Here is a 16,167-nt window from a genome sequence, read left to right on the forward strand (position 1 = left end):
GAAGTCCTTGATGTGCCCCGTGTTCGGTGGGGTCGGCTTACTGGAATCCTCATGTCTTTGATCATGAGGAGAGACGCAGGATGCCCAGGAGCTATCCCCCCCGAGTTCCGTCGCAGGGTGCTGGACCTGGTCAGGGCCGGACGGCCGGTCCGGCAGGTGGCCGCGGACCTGCAGATGCCGAGCCAGACCATCTACGTATGGCTCCGTCAGGACCGCATCGATGCCGGTCTGGAGCCGGGGCTGACCTCGGCCGACCAGGCCGAGCTGGTGGCGGCCCGGCGCCGGATCGCGCAGTTGGAGGACGAGCTGGCAGTGACGCGGCGGGCGATCGAGTTGGTGAAGCAGGCGGTGCCCCCAAAAGACGGTTCGAAGCGATCGCGGTGATGGCCGGCGAGGGGCTGCCGATCAAGGTGTGCTGCCGGGTGCTGGGCGTGTCGGAGTCGGGGTTTCACATGTGGCGCAAGCGCCCGCCGTCACCGCGGGCGATCCGGCACGCCTGGCTCACCGAGCAGATCCGCCGCGTGCACGCCGACTCCCGCGGCACCTACGGCGGCAAGCGCGTGCACGCCGAGCTCACCCTCGGCCTGGGCATCGCCGTCGGGCACGGAGCAGTGGAGATGTTGATGCGCCGCGCCGGCCTGCGTGGTCTTCCCGGCAGCCGGCGGCGGCGCCTGATCCACCAGACGCCGACCGCGGCCGACCTGGTGGATCGCCAGTTCGCTCGCAGCGAGCCCGATGAGCTGTGGGTTACCGATATCACCGAGCATCCCACCCGGGAGGGCAAGGTGTACTGCTGCGTGGTGCTGGACGCCTTCTCCCGCAAGGTGGTCGGCTGGTCGATCGACTCCGCGCAGACCGCGACGCTGGTCACCAACGCGCTCGGCATGGCCATCCAGAACCGCCGACCCGCACCCGGCACCATGATCCACTCCGATCACGGGGTTCAGTTCACCTCCTGGGCCTTCACCGAGCGCGCCAAGGACTCCGGCCTGGTCGCCTCGATGGGTTCGATCGGAGACTGCTTCGATAACGCGGTGATCGAGTCGTTCTGGGGCCGGATGCAGGTCGAGCTCCTCAACCGGCAGCGCTGGCGCACCCGGATCGAGCTCGCCAACGCGATCTTCGAGTACCTGGAGATCTTCCACAACCGCCGACGCCGCCACAGCGCCCTGGGGATGCTCAGCCCAGTCGAGTACGAAAGACTTCACTCAGCCCAACTGCTCGCATGAGATTCCGGTATCCCGACACCACGGATCTCGGGACACATCAGGCTTCACCGAACCCGGTACGGCTCAGTACGCGCCGTACCGGGAGTCGCCGTGGGGACAACCCCCGCGTGCGCGGGGAGCACCCCAACAAATCCGATGACACCCGGCCCCTCCCGGGACCACCCCCGCGTGCGCGGGGAGCACACGGTCCCCGTGGTGTGCACGGCGTGCACGGCGGGACCACCCCCGCGCGGGGATGGTCCCCACCCTGGGCCGCCGAAGAACCACCGCTCGCTCTGCTCCCCGCGCAAGCGGGGATGGTCCCCGGCAGATGTAGGTGGACGCGGACGGGAGGGTCTGCTCCCCGCGCACGCGGGGATGGTCCCGTGACACCGAGCCGTGTCGACGACGGGTGAAAACTGACCGCCAGGCGGCGACGAAAGTATCCCTAGGTAATGGTGATCGCGGGGTCGAGGCTTTTTTGGGGAAGGGTTTGGAGGCTGGCGCTGGCTTGATGTAGCCGGTCACGGGTCGCGTCACGCCGGGTCGTGGTCTGTTAAATGACAAACCTCGAGTGCGGTGGAGATAGCCGTCTTCCTCCGGCGTCTCGGACGTCACGGTCCTCGTGGCCGCACTGTACCCCGTCTGGTCCACACTGCAGGCTGAGGAACGCGTACTGGACCAGCGGCGGGGCCAGCGCCGGGTCGGCCATCATCGCCGAGGAGAGCAGGTCAGCCGCCACAGCATTATCCGTTGCGAACGCCAAAGGCCCCCGGTGACCTGCTGCATATCGAGTGGCACTGGGTTGCTCTGGACGCCATTAGTTAAAGGCGGCGGCTGTCCACTAGCCGATTCGTTAGCGGATGATCTTGGTCGGATCGGTCGTGGTCGGGCTCGTGCGGGGCTTGGCTGGCCTGGAGCGCTGATGTTGAGTGGAGGCTCAGCCGAGTTTCGGGGTGGCGCGGTCGATGATCGGGGCGAGGTCCAAGCCGGGCGGGAGGGTGCCGAAGGCGGCGCCCCAGTCGCCGGCGAGGCGGGTGGCGCAGAAGGCGTCGGCGACGGCCGGGTGACCGTGCCTGACCAGCAACGATGCCTGCAGGACGAGTGCTAGACGCTCGGCGACGTGGCGGGCGCGGTACTCGATCGTGGCGGTGTCGGCGAAGCTCTCCTTGGCGTCCTTGATGGCGGCGTCGAGGCGTGGGTCGGCTCCGCGAGCGAGCCCGACTTCGTCGAAGAACGCCTCCAACGTCTGCGGCTGGCCTAGGGTTGCACGCAGGAGATCGAGTGCGGCCACGTTGCCGGAGCCCTCCCAGATGGAGTTCAGGGGGGACTCGCGGAAGAGGCGCGGCATGCCGGACTCCTCGACGTAGCCGTTGCCGCCCAGGCATTCGAGGGACTCGGCGGCGTGCGCCGGCCAGCGCTTGCAGACCCAGTACTTGCCGACCGCGAGGCCGAGCCGCTTGAACGCGGCCTCGGACGCGTCGCCGCGCACCGAGCGGTCCGTGGCGCCGGCGAGCCGCGTCATCAGGACGGTCGCCGCCTCCGACTCGATCGCGAGGTCGGCCAGGACATTGCGCATCAGCGGCTGGTCGATGAGGTACTCGCCGAACGCCTTGCGGTGCGCGGCGTGGTGCACGGCGGTCGTGACGCCCTGGCGCATGCCCGCCGCCGCGCCGATCACGCAGTCGAGCCGGGTCATGTTGACCATCTCGATGATGGTGCGGACGCCGCGTCCCTCGTCGCCGACCCGGTACGCGACCGCGTTCTCGTACTCGACCTCGGACGAGGCGTTGGACTTGTTGCCGAGCTTGTCCTTCAGCCGCATCAGCCGGAGCGGGTTGAGCGTGCCGTCGGGCAGTACGCGGGGGACGAGGAAGCAGGTCAGGCCGTCCGGCGCCTGGGCGAGGGTGAGGAACACGTCGCACATCGGGGCGCTGGTGAACCACTTGTGGCCGACGAGCCGGTACGTGCCGTCCGGCTGGGGTGCGGCCTGCGTGGTGTTGGCGCGGACGTCGGAGCCGCCCTGCTTCTCGGTCATGGACATGCCGGCGAGCAGCGCGTTCTTGGTGAGCGGTGCGCGCAGCCCGAAGTCGTACTCGGGCCTGGCGAGCAGCGGCTCGTACTGCGCGGCCAGTTCGGGGGACTGGCGCAGGGCGGGGACGGCGGCGTACGTCATGGAGATCGGGCAGCCGTGCCCGGCGTCCACGCGCCAGGTGTAGAACTTGGCGGCGCGCGCGACGTGCGCGCCTTCGCGGGGGTCGGCCCAGGGGGCGCCGTGCAGGCCGTGCGTGACCGCGACGGTCATCAGCTCGTGCCACGCCGGGTGGAACTCGACCTCGTCGATGCGGTGCCCGTAGCGGTCGTGGGTGCGCAGGACGGGCGGGTTCTCGTTGGCGAGGCGTCCCCATTCCTGGGCGCGCTCGGTGCCCGCCAGGCGGCCCAGCTCGTGCACGTCCGCGGCGGCCCAGCCGGCGCCCTCGCGCTCCAGCCCGTCGAGGAGGGCGGGGTCGTCGGCCAGGTCGTGCCCGGTGAGCGGGGGGACCTGGTTGAACACCTCGTGGGTCACTGCGCTGCTCCTGTGCTGCGGAGGGACGGGGCGGGGACGCCCCCGGACGCAGCATACCGAACCGGGTTCGGGGTAGTTGAAAGATTGATCATGCCCTGCCGGGGCCGGGCGGGGCATCCTCCTGAAGGGGTGGGACGATCTCGTCCGCGCGGCGGATTGTCCATGCGGCCCGGGGGCATAACTTCGAGACCATGAGTCAGTCCAGTCCGCAGCAGGGGCGGCCCTCGCGTCCGAGCCCTCCGCGGCAGCGGCGACAGGACCTGCACCCCGCGCGGCCCGGTGTCGATCCCTCCGGGACGACCGCCGTGCCCGGCGCGGTCCGGGCCTCCGACGCCGAGCGCGAGACCGTGGTCGAGCGGCTGCGGGTGGCCTCGGTGGAGGGGCGGCTGACCTTCGAGGAGCTCACCGAGCGCACGGAGGCCGCCTACGCGGCCGTCACCCGCACCGATCTCGAGCACATCACCGCCGACCTGCCCGGCATGGGCGCGCCCGGCGCCAATCTCGCGCCGCTGCAGGTCAAGCGGCGGTTCAGCGCCGTCATGGGGGACTGCAAGGAGCGCATCGTCGGCCGCATCGACGGCCCGCTGGAGGCCGTGTCGGTGATGGGCGACGTCGAGCTCGACCTGCGCGGCGCGCAGGTCCCCACCGGCGAGGTGCACATCGCGGCCACCGCCGTGATGGGCGACGTGAAGATCATCGTTCCGGACGGGGTGGCCGTCGAGCTGATGGGCCACGCCTTCCTCGGCGACCGCCGCGTGCAGGTGCGCGAGCCCTGCCCGGGCGAGCGCATGCCCGTCGTCCGGGTCACCGCGAACGCCTTCATGGGCGACGTCAAGATCGTGGACGACGAGCATCACGCCCCGATCCGCGGGGCCGTCGCGTCCTGGTGGCGCGACCGGCGGTCCTGACCGCCGGCCGCGGGCGGGATCGGTTCAGCGGGAATCGTCGGTGCGCTCCGCCTCGCGGACGCCCGCCTCGTCCGGGGGCAGCGCGTCGGGGTGGCCGGAGCGGACGCCGGGCGTGCCGGTGCCGCTGATCGCGTCCTCCTGGCGGGCGTCCCGCTCCGCAGGCTCCTCTCCCGGCACGCTCGCCGGGACGGGGGTGCCCTGAACCGTGCGGCCCCGCGCGTCCGACCCCTGGTTCACCGGCGCGAAGCCGCGGTCGTGCGTCGTCTCGGGCTCGTGTCCTGCATCCTCACGCTCGTCCATGCGGGGCCGCATACCCGGAGCCGGACGCGCCGAACGTGGGAGACCGCCGTCCGTGTCAAGCGCGCGCCGGGGCCCGCCGCGGCTCAGACGGCGGTGGCGGTCCGGCCCTCGGCCGAGCGGACGGCCAGAGCCTCGTCGTAGCGGCGGACGACCAGCTCGGCGACCTCGGGCGCCGCGCCGAGCACCGGCGCGACCGCCGAGGCGCCGGCGGCGAGCGACTCGGCGCGCACCTTGTCCGCGAAGTAGCCGGGCGCCAGGAAGTACGACGCCACCGCCACGCGGGGCGCGCCCGCGTCGCGCAGCGCCGCGACCGCCTCGGCGGGCGTCGGGCGGGACGCCGACGCGAACGCCGGAACGACGCCGCGCCACCCGCGCGAGCGCCACTCGCGCGCCAGCCGCCAGATGGTCGCGTTGGCGGAGGGATCCGACGACCCGGCCGCGACCAGCACCACGGCGGTGCCGGGGTCGCCCGCCTCCACGCCCGCCTCCGCCAGGCGGCGCTCCAGCGCGCCGGTCAGCAGCGGATGCGGGCCCAGCGTCGCGGCGGTCCGCAGCGCCAGCCGGGGCCACCGCGCCCGCACCCGGTTCAGCACGCCCGGAAGGTCGGTCTTGCTGTGGTAGGCGGCCGTCAGCAGCAGCGGCAGCACGACCGCCTCGTCCGCGCCGTCCCCGGCCAGCGCGTCCAGCGCCCGGTCGGGGGCGGGCGGCGCGTGGTCGAGGAACGAGGCCTGGACGGGCAGCCCGGGACGCAGCCCCCGGACGGCCGCCAGCAGCTCGGTGACGGTCGCGGCGGCACGGGGGTCCCTGCTCCCGTGCGCCACCGCGACCATCGGGACGGCGCTCACAGGTGGATGCCGCACTCGGTCTTGCCCAGGCCGGCCCAGCGGCCGCTGCGCGGGTCCTGGCCGGGGGCGACGGGACGGGTGCACGGCTCGCAGCCGATCGAGGGGTAGTCATCGTAGTGCAGCGGGTTGATGATGACCCCGTTGTCCTCGATGTAGCCGTCCATCTCCTCCTGCGACCAGTCGAGGATCGGGTTCACCTTGACCATGCCCCGCTTGCGGTCCCACTCGACGACGCGGCGGTTGCGGCGGCTGGCGGTCTCGTCCCGGCGGATCCCGCTGAACCAGGCCATGTAGCCCTCCAGCGCCCGGCCGAGCGGCTCCACCTTGCGCAGGTGGCAGCACAGGTCGGGGTTGCGGCCGTAGAGGCGGGGGCCGAGCGCGGCCTCCTGCTCCTCGACGGTGCGGGACGGCGTCACGTTGATGACGTTCACCGGGTACACGGCCTCGACCGCGTCGCGGGTGCCGATCGTCTCGGCGAAGTGGTAGCCGGTGTCGACGAACAGCACGTCGATGCCCGGCTTCACCTTCGACACCAGGTGGATCAGCGCGGCGTCGGACATGGACGAGGTGAGGCAGATGCGGTCGCCGAAGGTGGCGACGGCCCACCGGATGACCTCCAGGGTGGGCGCGCCCTCCAGCGCCTCGGCGGCCGATTCGACGATGTCCTCGAGGTCGAGCGTCGGTCTGTCGGTCTCCAGCAGGGTCATCGGGACTCCTTGGTCTCGTGGGCGGGTCCGACACCCAGGAACGTCAGCTGGAAGGAGCGGGCGCAGTCCGGGCAGAACCACGCCCCGTGGCCCTCGAGGGGCTCGAGCTTCTCTTCACCGCAGTACGGGCAGTAGAACGGCGCGGCACGTTCGCTCATTCCGGTCTGCCCGTTACTTGAGGTCGGCTTCGTCGGCGCGCTGCGCCCAGGCGGCGAACGTCTCGCCGTCGGCGCGCTGCTCGTCGAACCTGCGGACGACCCGCTCGACGTAGTCGGTCAGCCCGGCCGACGTGGTCTTCAGGCCGCGGACCTTCTTGCCGAACGAGGCGCCGAGCTGCCCGCCGATGTGGATCTGGAAGCCCTCCACCTGGTCGCCGTTCTCGTCCACGACCAGCTGGCCCTTCAGCCCGATGTCGGCGACCTGGATGCGGGCGCAGGCGTTCGGGCAGCCGTTGACGTTGATCGTCAGCGGCTGGTCGAAGTCCGGCAGGCGCTTCTCCAGCTCGTCCATCAGGTCCATCGCGCGCTGCTTGGTCTCGACGATCGCGAGCTTGCAGTACTCGATGCCGGTGCAGGCCATCGTCTGCCGCCGGAACGTCGACGGCCGGACCTGCAGGTCGTGCTTGGCCAGCTCCTCGGCGAGCGCCTCGGTGTTCTCCTCCGGGACGTCCAGGATGACCATCTTCTGCTCGATGGTCGTGCGGACCCGGCCCGAGCCGTACCGGTCGGCCAGCGCGCCGATGGCGCCGAGCATCTCGCCGTTCACGCGGCCCACCCGCGGCGCGAACCCCACGTAGAAGTTCCCGTCCTGCTGCGGGTGGATCCCGACGTGGTCGCGCTGGGCGCGCGCCGCGGCCGGCTCGGGGCCGTCCGGCAGCGCGTAGCCGAGGTAGTCCTTCTCCAGGACCTCGCGGAACCTCTCCGCGCCCCAGTCCTTCATCAGGAACTTCAGCCGGGCGCGGCTGCGCAGCCGCCGGTACCCGTAGTCGCGGAAGATCGAGGTGACGCCGTGCCAGACCGCGCTGGCCTGCTCCGGCTTCACGAACACCCCGAGGCTCTGCGCGAACATCGGGTTGGTGGACAGCCCGCCGCCGACGAACACTTGGTAGCCGGTCTCGCCCGCCTCGTTCACGACCCCGACGAACGCGATGTCGTTGATCTCGTGGACGGTGCAGTGCGCGGTGCAGCCCGACAGCGCCGTCTTGAACTTGCGGGGCAGGTTGGAGAACTCCGGCGAGCCGATGTAGCGGTCGTGGATCTCGCGCAGCTGCGGCGTCGCGTCGATGACCTCGTCCGCCGCGATCCCGGCCAGCGGGCAGCCGATGATGACGCGCGGCACGTCCCCGCACGCCTCCGTGGTGTGCAGCCCGACCGCCTCCAGCGCCTCCCAGATCGCCGGGACGTCCTCGATGCGCACCCAGTGCAGCTGGACGTTCTGCCGGTCGGTGATGTCGGCGGTGCCGCGCGCGTACCGGGTGGAGATGTCGGCGATGGTGCGCAGCTGCGGCCCGCTGAGCTGGCCGCCGTCGATGCGCACCCGCATCATGAAGTACTTGTCCTCGAGCTCCTCGTCCTCGAGGGCGCCCGTCTTGCCGCCGTCGATGCCCGGCTTGCGCTGGGTGTACAGGCCCATCCACCGGAACCGGCCGCGCAGGTCGGCGGGGTCGATGGAGTCGAAACCGGTCTTGGAGTAGACGTCGATGATCCGGCGGCGGACGTTGAGCCCGTCGTCGTTCTTCTTGTTCTCCTCGTTCTTGTTGAGCGGTTCCCGGTAGCCGAGGGCCCACTGGCCCTCGCCCTTCTTGCGCTTGATCGCGGGTGGCACGGCTCGCGTCCTCATCTGTGGTCGTGAGGGACGCGTAGCGCAGCGGCGCTCTGAGGCAGCCGGCTCGACGCTGAGCAGGATGGAGTCAAAGGTGACGCCGATGCACCACGCGCCCGGCTGAGCAAGGGGGCGTGGTCTGGGGCGTCAGCGACAGATCGCGCTGCGGACGCGGAGGAAGTCGACGTGCCGGCGCTTGGCCAGCAGCGGGTCCGCAGCAGTCATGCCCAAACTCTGACACGGCATCTCGCGGGCTGTCCAGTGACGTCCGGAATGTGGGCGAGTGAGAAGTGTCATCCCTGCCGCTTCCAGTTCACCCGAGGCTCCGCGCCCTGCGTCGCGCCCTGCCCGTCCGGCGAGCGGCTCCCGGGGGCGGGCCCGGACGGCCTCGACGGCTCCGACGGCGTCGCGGGGGCGGCCTTGTGCTGGCAGTCGCACCACGACCCGCCACGGCACTCCCCGTGGTGGCGTTCGCGGCAGGACTGGCATATCACCCTCCTATTGTCACCGATGCGCATCGATGCTCGCGCACCGCCATAACGATCTCGGGCGGTACGGCCGCCGGTGCCGTCGAAACGGGTATGAGCGGGGGATCGGCAGGCGGCCCGGAGCCCGCGCCCGCGGGCGCCCGGACCGCGGAGCGAGCGGCGGAGGGGACCGGCGCGCGACGCGCGGAGCGGACCACGGAAATGGGCGATGCGGAATCTTCCGGGCGGCCCACGCTTTACGGTGGGGCGCTGTGACCACCGTCTCGGACGCCGCAGGCGACTCCCCGACAGACTCTCCGGCGGAGGACTCCGCCGCCGGCGCGGCCGGGAACCATGCGGCTCCCGATCTTGGGCATACCGCTCTCGTGCGTCCTGACCACGCCGCGCGCCTCGCCGCGGGCTCGGCCGCGCGCGTCCGTGCCGCGGCCGCGCGGGTCCGCGCGGCCGCCTGCCGCGCCTGCAGGGCGTTCTGCGCGGCGCTGGGCGTGCTGGCGCGGTCCGGCGGCCCGGTCGGCTGGCGGCTGGTCCGGGGGACGGCCGTCGGGGCGTTCCGGTACCGGGTGACCGGGCTCTCGGCCGAGATCGCGTTCTTCGCGCTGCTGTCGCTGCCGCCGCTGGCCCTCGGGCTGATCGGCACCATGGGCCACTTCCGCGGCGTGATCGGCCCGGAGACGATCGCCGACATCCGCGGCCGGGTGATCGAGAACGCCCAGACCGTGCTGACCGACAACGCGGTGAAGACGGTCGTCGTCCCGCTGCTCGACGACGTGATCCGCGGCGGCAGCCCCGACATCGTGTCGATCAGCTTCGTGCTGTCGCTGTGGGCCGGCTCGCGGGCGGTCAACGTCTGCATCGACACGATCACGATCGCCTACGGGCTGTCCGGCATCCGCGGCGTCATCCGCACCCGCACGCGCGCGTTCGTCCTCTACGTCCTCGCGCTGATCGCGGGGCTGGTCATCGTCCCGCTGCTGGTCGCCGGGCCCACACTGGCGCGACAGGCGGTGCCGGAGAGCGCCACGCTCGTCCAGGTGCTGTACTGGCCGGTCCTGGTGGGCCTGTCGGTGCTGTCGCTGGCGCTGCTCTACCACCAGAGCGTCCCGGTGCGGACGGCCTGGTGGCGCGAGGTGCCCGGCGCGCTGCTGGCGCTGGTGATCTGGGTCGTCGGCAGCCTGTTCCTGCGGATCTACCTGAGCGGGTCGCTGAGCGGGGTGTCGGTGTACGGCTCGCTGGCCGCCGCGATCGCCGTGCTGGCCTGGCTGTACGTGGCGGCGCTCGCGGTGCTGATCGGCGCGACGCTGAACGCCGAGATCGACCGGCTGTGGCCGAGCGCCGGCACCGCGCGGGCGCGCGCCGTGCAGGAGGCGCGGGCCCACCCCGAGGAGCACGGCGAGGACGGGGACGGCGAGCGGGGCGGCCCGGGCGCGACCTCCGTCGACGCCCGGGACGAATGGTAAAAACTGCCACGATTACGGCTCTGAAAAGGCCAAACATGTCGTAGCCTCGCTTCCCATGACCCCCCGAGAGGACACCGGCCGGCTCCGGACCGTGACCGGCACGATCGCGACGTCCGACATCACCGGCCCGGTGCTCTCCCACGAGCACCTGCAGATGGACCTGCGCTGGCCCGCCCGTCCCCAGCAGGTCGACTCGGACCCGGCGCGCTGGCTGGACGAGGAGAAGGGCGTCCAGCGCGAGCTGAACGCGCTGCGCAAGGAGCACGGGCTCGGCCTCGTGGTCGACCTGACCTGCTCGGGCATGGGACGCAACGCCGCCGCGCTGGCCCGCATCAGCGCCGGCTCCCGGGTCGCCGTGGTCGCCGGGACCGGCGTGTTCACCGAGCCGTTCCACCCCGCGTTCGTCCGCGAGGCCCTCGCGGCCGGCGCGGGTCCGGGTCGCTCCGGGGGGACGGCCCCCCATGCGCCCCGGCAGGAGTTCGAAGGGCAGTCCGGCGTCGACCGGCTGGCCGAGCGGCTGCTCGCCGAGATCGGCTTCGGCCTGGACGGCACCAACGCGCTGCCCGGCGTGATCGGCGAGATCGGCACCTGGGGGGAGGCGCCCACCGAGGCCGAGGAGCTGTGCCTGCGGGCCGCCGCCCGCGCCGCCCGCTACTCGGGCCTGTCGGTGGCGACCTACGGCCGCGCCGGCGTGGCCCAGCTGGAGATCCTCACCAGCGCCGGGCTCGCCCCGGACCGGGTCGCGGTCGGCCAGCAGGACCGGGTGGACGACCCCGGCCAGCACCGCAAGATCGCCGAGACCGGCGCCTACGTGTCGTTCGGCACGCTCGGCCTGGCGGGGGAGGACCACGAGGCGGTCGGCGCCCGGGTGCGCGCCGTCATGGACCTGCTGGAGGCCGGGCACGCCGAGCGGGTGCTGCTGAGCACCGGCGTCTCGCGGATGGAGCAGATCGTCCGGTACGGCGGCGCGGGCTACGGCTACCTGTTCGGCACCTTCCTGCCCGCGCTGCGGGCGGCGGGCGCCGACGAGGCGACCCTCGACACGATCCTGCGGGCCAACCCGCTGCGCTGGCTCACCGCCGGCTGAATCCCGGTGCGCACCGGCGGGTAGGGCCCCCAGGGAGTTCTTCCGCGACCCCGGGAGGGGGTGCGCCGAATGTCTTGGCACAGGACGAAGCAGCCGGCCGCGCCGGACGAGGCCGTCGCGCTGCCCTACGCCGACCGCGCCGAGGCGGGCCGGGTGCTCGCGGCGCGGCTCGCGCCGATGGGGCTGGACGGCGCCGTGGTGCTCGCGCTGCCGAGGGGCGGCGTCCCGGTCGGCCATGAGATCGCGCGGCGCCTGGAGTCCCCGCTGGACGTGCTGGTGACCCGCAAGATCGGGTTCCCGCCGCAGCCGGAGCTCGGCGTGGGCGCGATCGCCGAGGGCGGCGAGCCGGTGTTCGACCGCGGGCTGCTGGACCGGCTGGGGCTGACCGAGGACGACATGGCCGCCACGGTGCGCGCCGAACGCGCCGAACTGGACCGGCGCGTGGCGGCCTACCGCGGCGGCCGGAGCCTGCCGGACGTCGCAGGCAGGGCGGTGGTGGTCGTGGACGACGGCCTGGCCACCGGAGGCACCGCGCGCGCCGCCGTACGGGCCCTGCGCGGGCGCGGGCGCGGGCCGTCCCGGCTGGTGCTGGCGGTGCCGGTCGGCGCCGAGGAGACCGTGCGGTCGCTGGCGGCCGAGGTGGACGACCTGGTGGTGCCCGCCGCGCCCGCGGACTTCCGCGCGGTCGGCCAGTGGTACCGCGACTTCGGTCAGCTCACCGACCGCGACGTGACCGGGTGGCTGGAGCGGGCCGGGAATGGGCCCCGCCAATCTCGGTGAAAAAGCCACGCGGACGCGTCCGGTGCGGTAAAAGCGACCGGGCAATTCGGGGGCGTCGCAACACAGATGTGATGCACATGTGACGAACGCCCCGGGCCCGGCCGTCGAAGGCCGGGCCCGGGGCGGACGCAAACGGCCCCGCTGGGCGGGGCCGAATCGTTTACCGGTGGCGTGCCGGGGTGCGCGCTGGGAGCGTTGTGGCGTGCCGTGCGGCGGTCAGGCTGCGTTGGCGCGACGCATGCGACGGCGACGCTCGGAGGCGCGCTCGTCCTCGTTCAGACCGCCCCACGTGCCGTACTTCTCGGGCCGGGACACCGCGTAGTCCAGGCATTCCGTACGGACCGGGCAGCCCATGCAGATCTGCTTGGCCTTGCGCTCGCGAATCTCTCGCTCGGGCTGGCGCTCGCCGTCGGGGCCGAAGAAGAGCACGAGGTCTTCCCCCCGGCACGCCGCGGCGTCCTGCCAGCCCCAGCTGGGACGAGGGAGGTTTGCCTGCCGACGTACCTGAGCCATGGAACACCCACCTTGATTGGTTTCGAACAATTTCGGGACATGGACGCATCGACGTGCTTCGGGTGACATGAGTCAGAAGCGCCGAATGTTCCAACGTCTGGAGTTGCCGCTCTGTTCCCCGCCCGGTTACTCCGGAAACCTGGGGCCGTGCGACAGGGAGACCCTCGAATGGGGCCTCCGAGAGATTACACGAGGGCCGCCTCGTTGAGAAGGGTGAGTTCCGTAACAGCGTAGGTTCTCAGGTTCTCGGCGCACCCCGGACCGCACGCGGGCGGCTCGACGGCCTCCAGGACGACCCGGTAACGGCTCTCCTGGACGGTGACGAGGGTTTCGTAGCGGGATGTCCCGGTGACCGACTCCACGGTCACGGTGTCCAGTTCGAGGTTCCCAGTGTGCGCGCGGACGAAATGCTCCGCGGCCTGCGCCGGTTCCGGGTGCCCGGCGCGCCCGCGCAGCCGGTCGAGCACGACCTCGCCGCGCAGGTACCCCTCGATCGCGGCCACGGCCTGGGCCTCGTCGAGATCGCCGTAGTAGAGCCCGTGTGGAAGACATACCAGATTCGCTGCGAAACGGTCACCGCCGACATGGGTGGTTTCCCAGACAAGACGGTCAAAACGTCGGGCCAGGGACCGGGCCAGCGGCGCGCCCGTGCGCGCGCAGCAGGCGTTGTGCCGCCCGTGCGTGCAGACCAGCAGCACCGGCTCGGCGAGGCGCTCGCCGAGCCCCGGCGACCGGCCGGCGGCGAGCGCGGCCAGGTCCAGCCCGGCCAGCTCGCGCGGATCGGCCAGCTCCCGCCCCTCGATCCACGCGTCGCGGCCATGCGAGAACCCGGCGTAGACCTGGATCGGCGGGGTCGCCCGGCGCCGTCCCGGCCGCCGGATGAGCTGCGGCCGCACGCCGGCCGCCGGCGCGGCCCGCACCGCCTCGGCCACCGGTCCCGGAGCGGTCAGATCGGCCACCCGCTCGGGCCAGGGGCCCGGGTGCTCGATCAGCAGCCAGGCCCGCGCCTTGGCGGTCGCGCTCGCCAGGCACGGCAGCTTGCCGGTGTGGCTGCCGGGGCAGTGCCCGCAGGCCTTCCCGCGCGTCACGTGTGTCCCCCCGAGCCGGTCTTCCGATCTCTGCCGATTAGGTAAGGGTAACCTAAGCTACCCCGGTCGAACCAGTGGGGTCCCCGAGACTCCAGTGTAATTCGGGATGTATCGGGGCAGTTCGGGCGCGTCTGTGCGTCCTGAGCAACCCCTGAGGAGCCCCTGTGCGGCCGCTGCGGGGCGTCAGTGCAGCGCGGTGCGGGGGAGCAGCGACTCGGCGGCGGGCAGGGCGGCGGCGCGGTCGGCGGGCACCAGGCCGATGCGGGTGCGCCGGTCCAGCAGGTCCCCGGCGTCCAGGGCGCCCTCGTGCAGCGCCCCCCACGCCAGTTCGGCCCCGAGCACCGGCAGCCCCGGGACGACCGGCTCCAGCAGCGCCGGATCGTCCTTCCCCAGCGCGGCCAGCAGCGGCGCCTCCGTCCCGTAGCGCTGGACGAGGCGGCGCGGCGCGTCCAGCGCGTCCAGCCGGTCGCGCGGGGCGGCGCCGACCAGCGGCAGGGAGGCCGTGCGGCTCGGGCCCGCGGGCAGGCCGCGGCCCGCGACCGCGGCGTCCACGGCGTCCTGCGCCATCCGCCGGTACGTGGTCAGCTTGCCGCCGACGATCGTGACGACGCCGTCCGGCGAGGTCAGCACCGCGTGCCGGCGGGACAGGTCGGCGGTGGCGCCGCCGTCGCCGGCGTCGAGCAGCGGGCGGAGGCCGGCGAACGCGCCGAGCACCTCCGAGCGCCGGACCGGCACGTCCAGCGCCGAGCCCAGGATGTCCAGCAGGAAGCCGATCTCGCCGGGCGTCGGCTCCGGCACGTCGGGGATCGGGCCGTCCGCCGGCTCGTCGGTGAGCCCCACGTAGACGCGGCCGTCGCCCTGCGGGATCACGAGCATGAACCGGCTGCCCGCTCCCGGGATCGGGACGTGCATCCCGGCGGACAGCCCGCGCAGCGACTCCGCGCCCAGCACCAGGTGGGTGCCCCGGGACGGCCGCAGCCGCACCCCGTCCACCAGCCCGCCGGCCCAGACCCCGGCCGCGTTGATCACCGCGCGGGCCCGGACGGTGATCTCCCGGCCGGTGACCTCGTCGCGGACGAGCGCGCCGTCGCCGGTCAGCCCGACCGCGCGGCAGCGGGTCAGGATCCGGGCGCCGTGCGCGGCGGCGGTCCGGGCGAGGGCGGTGACCAGGCGCGCGTCGTCGGCGAGCTGCCCGTCCCAGGACAGCAGGCCGCCGCGCAGCCCGTAGGGGCGCAGCGCGGGCGCGAGCCGCAGCGTCTCCACCGCCGACAGCCGGCGCGGGCCGGGCAGCACCGCGCGGGGCGTGCGGGCGGCCAGCCGGAGCGCGTCCCCGGCCAGCAGCCCCGCCCGCGACACCATCGCCCGCGACCGCGGCACCAGCGGCGTCAGCGGCAGCACGAACGGCAGCGCCCGCACCAGGTGCGGCGCCGTCCGGCACATCAGCACGCCGCGCTCGACGGCGCTCTCGTGCGCCACGTCCAGCTGCCCGGACGCCAGGTAGCGCAGCCCGCCGTGGATCAGCTTGGAGCTCCACCGGGACGTGCCGAACGCCAGGTCGTGCGCGTCGATCGCGGCGACCGACAGGCCCCGGGACGCGGCGTCCAGCGCGGCGCCGGCGCCGGTCGCGCCGAGCCCGACGACCAGGACGTCCACCACCTCGCCGGGCAGGGCGGCGAGTTCGCGTTCGCGGCGGCCGGCGTTGAGGGACGAGCGGAGCGGGGCGGGGGCGGCGGTCACGGGGCGAGCATCCTGTCCAGGATGTGGCGGAGTTCGGCGTCGAAGGCGTCGGCGGGGAGCTCGGGGTCGGTCTCGTCGATGACGATCTGCGCGGACAGCCCGAAGGACTGCACGACCAGCAGCAGCGCGCGGGCCTGCCGGCCCGGGTGGCCGGCCCGGACCGTGCCGTCGGCGTGCCCGGCGGCCAGCGCCTCCTCGAACAGCTCGAGGAAGGCCTGCTGGCTGGCGCCGCAGCGGTCCAGCAGGTAGGGCAGCAGCGCCTCCGGGTCGACCTCGACGATCTTGCGGAGCAGCGGGTGGTCGCGGAACGTGCGCACGCCGGCGACCAGGCCCTCCACCAGCCGGGGCCGGACGGGGCGGCCGTCGTCGGGGGGCTGCATCGCGGTGCCGATCGCGGTCCACTCGCGGGTCATCAGGTCGGCCACGATCGTGCGGACGTCCGGCCAGCGGCGGTACAGCGTCATCCGGGAGACCCCGGCGCGGCGGGCGATGTCGGTGAGCGTGGTGCGGCGCACGCCGACGGCCAGCACGCAGTCGCGGGCGGCGTCCAGCACGGCGTCGTCGGCGGTCCGGGCCGCCGACCTGTTGTGACGATTCGACGTCATATGTCACAGTGTAAGGCACGGCAACGCGGTGCCGGCGAGCGGCCCGCCGAAGGGGAG

The 16,167-nt window shown here is 73.1% G+C and carries 14 protein-coding genes and 1 pseudogene; 5 read left to right on the top strand and 10 right to left on the bottom strand.

The window, feature by feature from the left end; all coding sequences use genetic code 11:
- Window positions 1-63 precede the first annotated feature (63 nt).
- Window positions 64-1,229, top strand: a pseudogene (locus ACA514_RS04170) (IS3 family transposase).
- A 919-nt stretch (window positions 1,230-2,148) separates the two neighbouring features.
- Here the strand turns inward: ACA514_RS04170 and ACA514_RS04175 are convergent.
- Entirely contained in the window at window positions 2,149-3,774 is a 1,626-nt protein-coding gene (locus ACA514_RS04175) for an acyl-CoA dehydrogenase family protein (protein ID WP_375039633.1), read from the bottom strand.
- A 191-nt stretch (window positions 3,775-3,965) separates the two neighbouring features.
- Here ACA514_RS04175 and ACA514_RS04180 point away from each other — a divergent pair, with 191 nt between their 5' ends.
- Complete coding sequence (locus ACA514_RS04180; RefSeq protein ID WP_375039634.1) at window positions 3,966-4,682, top strand: DUF1707 domain-containing protein; 717 nt, start codon at window positions 3,966-3,968, stop codon at window positions 4,680-4,682.
- A gap of 24 nt (window positions 4,683-4,706) precedes the next feature.
- On the opposite strand, the gene ACA514_RS04185 is transcribed toward ACA514_RS04180, so the two are convergent.
- The 5 genes from ACA514_RS04185 to ACA514_RS04205 form a co-directional block, all read right to left on the bottom strand.
- Window positions 4,707-4,982: a hypothetical protein gene (locus ACA514_RS04185; RefSeq protein ID WP_375039635.1), complete on the bottom strand. Its 276-nt coding sequence runs from the start codon at window positions 4,980-4,982 to the stop codon at window positions 4,707-4,709.
- An 83-nt stretch (window positions 4,983-5,065) separates the two neighbouring features.
- The gene (locus ACA514_RS04190; RefSeq protein ID WP_375039837.1) at window positions 5,066-5,812 is read right to left on the bottom strand and encodes a sirohydrochlorin chelatase; all 747 of its coding nucleotides are present in this window, start codon (window positions 5,810-5,812) and stop codon (window positions 5,066-5,068) included.
- Between the two features lie 11 nt (window positions 5,813-5,823).
- Entirely contained in the window at window positions 5,824-6,534 is a 711-nt protein-coding gene (locus tag ACA514_RS04195) for a phosphoadenylyl-sulfate reductase (protein WP_375039636.1), read from the bottom strand.
- Window positions 6,531-6,692, bottom strand: a complete 162-nt coding sequence (locus ACA514_RS04200) for an Insertion element protein (RefSeq protein WP_375039637.1) — start codon at window positions 6,690-6,692, stop codon at window positions 6,531-6,533. Before ACA514_RS04200 ends, ACA514_RS04195 begins: the two co-directional genes overlap by 4 nt.
- Window positions 6,693-6,705: 13 nt before the next feature.
- Window positions 6,706-8,373 carry a nitrite/sulfite reductase gene (locus ACA514_RS04205; protein ID WP_375039638.1) on the bottom strand — a complete coding sequence of 556 codons (1,668 nt, stop codon included), beginning with the start codon at window positions 8,371-8,373 and terminating at the stop codon, window positions 6,706-6,708.
- 835 nt (window positions 8,374-9,208) lie between these two features.
- Between ACA514_RS04205 and ACA514_RS04210 the strand changes: the two genes are divergently transcribed.
- The 3 genes from ACA514_RS04210 to ACA514_RS04220 all read left to right on the top strand — a co-directional run bounded on the left by ACA514_RS04210 (window position 9,209) and on the right by ACA514_RS04220 (window position 12,167).
- Complete coding sequence (locus ACA514_RS04210) at window positions 9,209-10,300, top strand: YihY/virulence factor BrkB family protein (RefSeq protein WP_375039639.1); 1,092 nt, start codon at window positions 9,209-9,211, stop codon at window positions 10,298-10,300.
- A gap of 55 nt (window positions 10,301-10,355) precedes the next feature.
- Entirely contained in the window at window positions 10,356-11,387 is a 1,032-nt protein-coding gene (locus ACA514_RS04215; RefSeq protein WP_375039640.1) for a phosphotriesterase, read from the top strand.
- Between the two features lie 69 nt (window positions 11,388-11,456).
- Window positions 11,457-12,167: a phosphoribosyltransferase gene (locus tag ACA514_RS04220; protein WP_375039641.1), complete on the top strand. Its 711-nt coding sequence runs from the start codon at window positions 11,457-11,459 to the stop codon at window positions 12,165-12,167.
- A gap of 216 nt (window positions 12,168-12,383) precedes the next feature.
- Here the strand turns inward: ACA514_RS04220 and ACA514_RS04225 are convergent, their stop codons facing one another.
- From ACA514_RS04225 to ACA514_RS04240, 4 genes are all read right to left on the bottom strand, one after another.
- A complete protein-coding gene (locus ACA514_RS04225; RefSeq protein ID WP_021600082.1) occupies window positions 12,384-12,680 on the bottom strand; it encodes a WhiB family transcriptional regulator in 297 nt (98 codons plus the stop codon).
- A gap of 185 nt (window positions 12,681-12,865) precedes the next feature.
- Window positions 12,866-13,768, bottom strand: coding sequence for a sucrase ferredoxin (locus ACA514_RS04230; protein ID WP_375039642.1), 903 nt, complete (start codon window positions 13,766-13,768; stop codon window positions 12,866-12,868).
- A 183-nt stretch (window positions 13,769-13,951) separates the two neighbouring features.
- Entirely contained in the window at window positions 13,952-15,505 is a 1,554-nt protein-coding gene (locus ACA514_RS04235; protein WP_375039643.1) for a glycerol-3-phosphate dehydrogenase/oxidase, read from the bottom strand.
- Window positions 15,502-16,110, bottom strand: coding sequence for a TetR/AcrR family transcriptional regulator (locus ACA514_RS04240; protein WP_375039644.1), 609 nt, complete (start codon window positions 16,108-16,110; stop codon window positions 15,502-15,504). The genes ACA514_RS04235 and ACA514_RS04240 overlap by 4 nt, the downstream gene beginning before the upstream one ends.
- Window positions 16,111-16,167 lie beyond the last annotated feature (57 nt).

Source organism: Actinomadura sp. NTSP31 (genome assembly GCF_041951385.1).
Lineage (GTDB): Bacteria > Actinomycetota > Actinomycetes > Streptosporangiales > Streptosporangiaceae > Spirillospora > Spirillospora napierensis.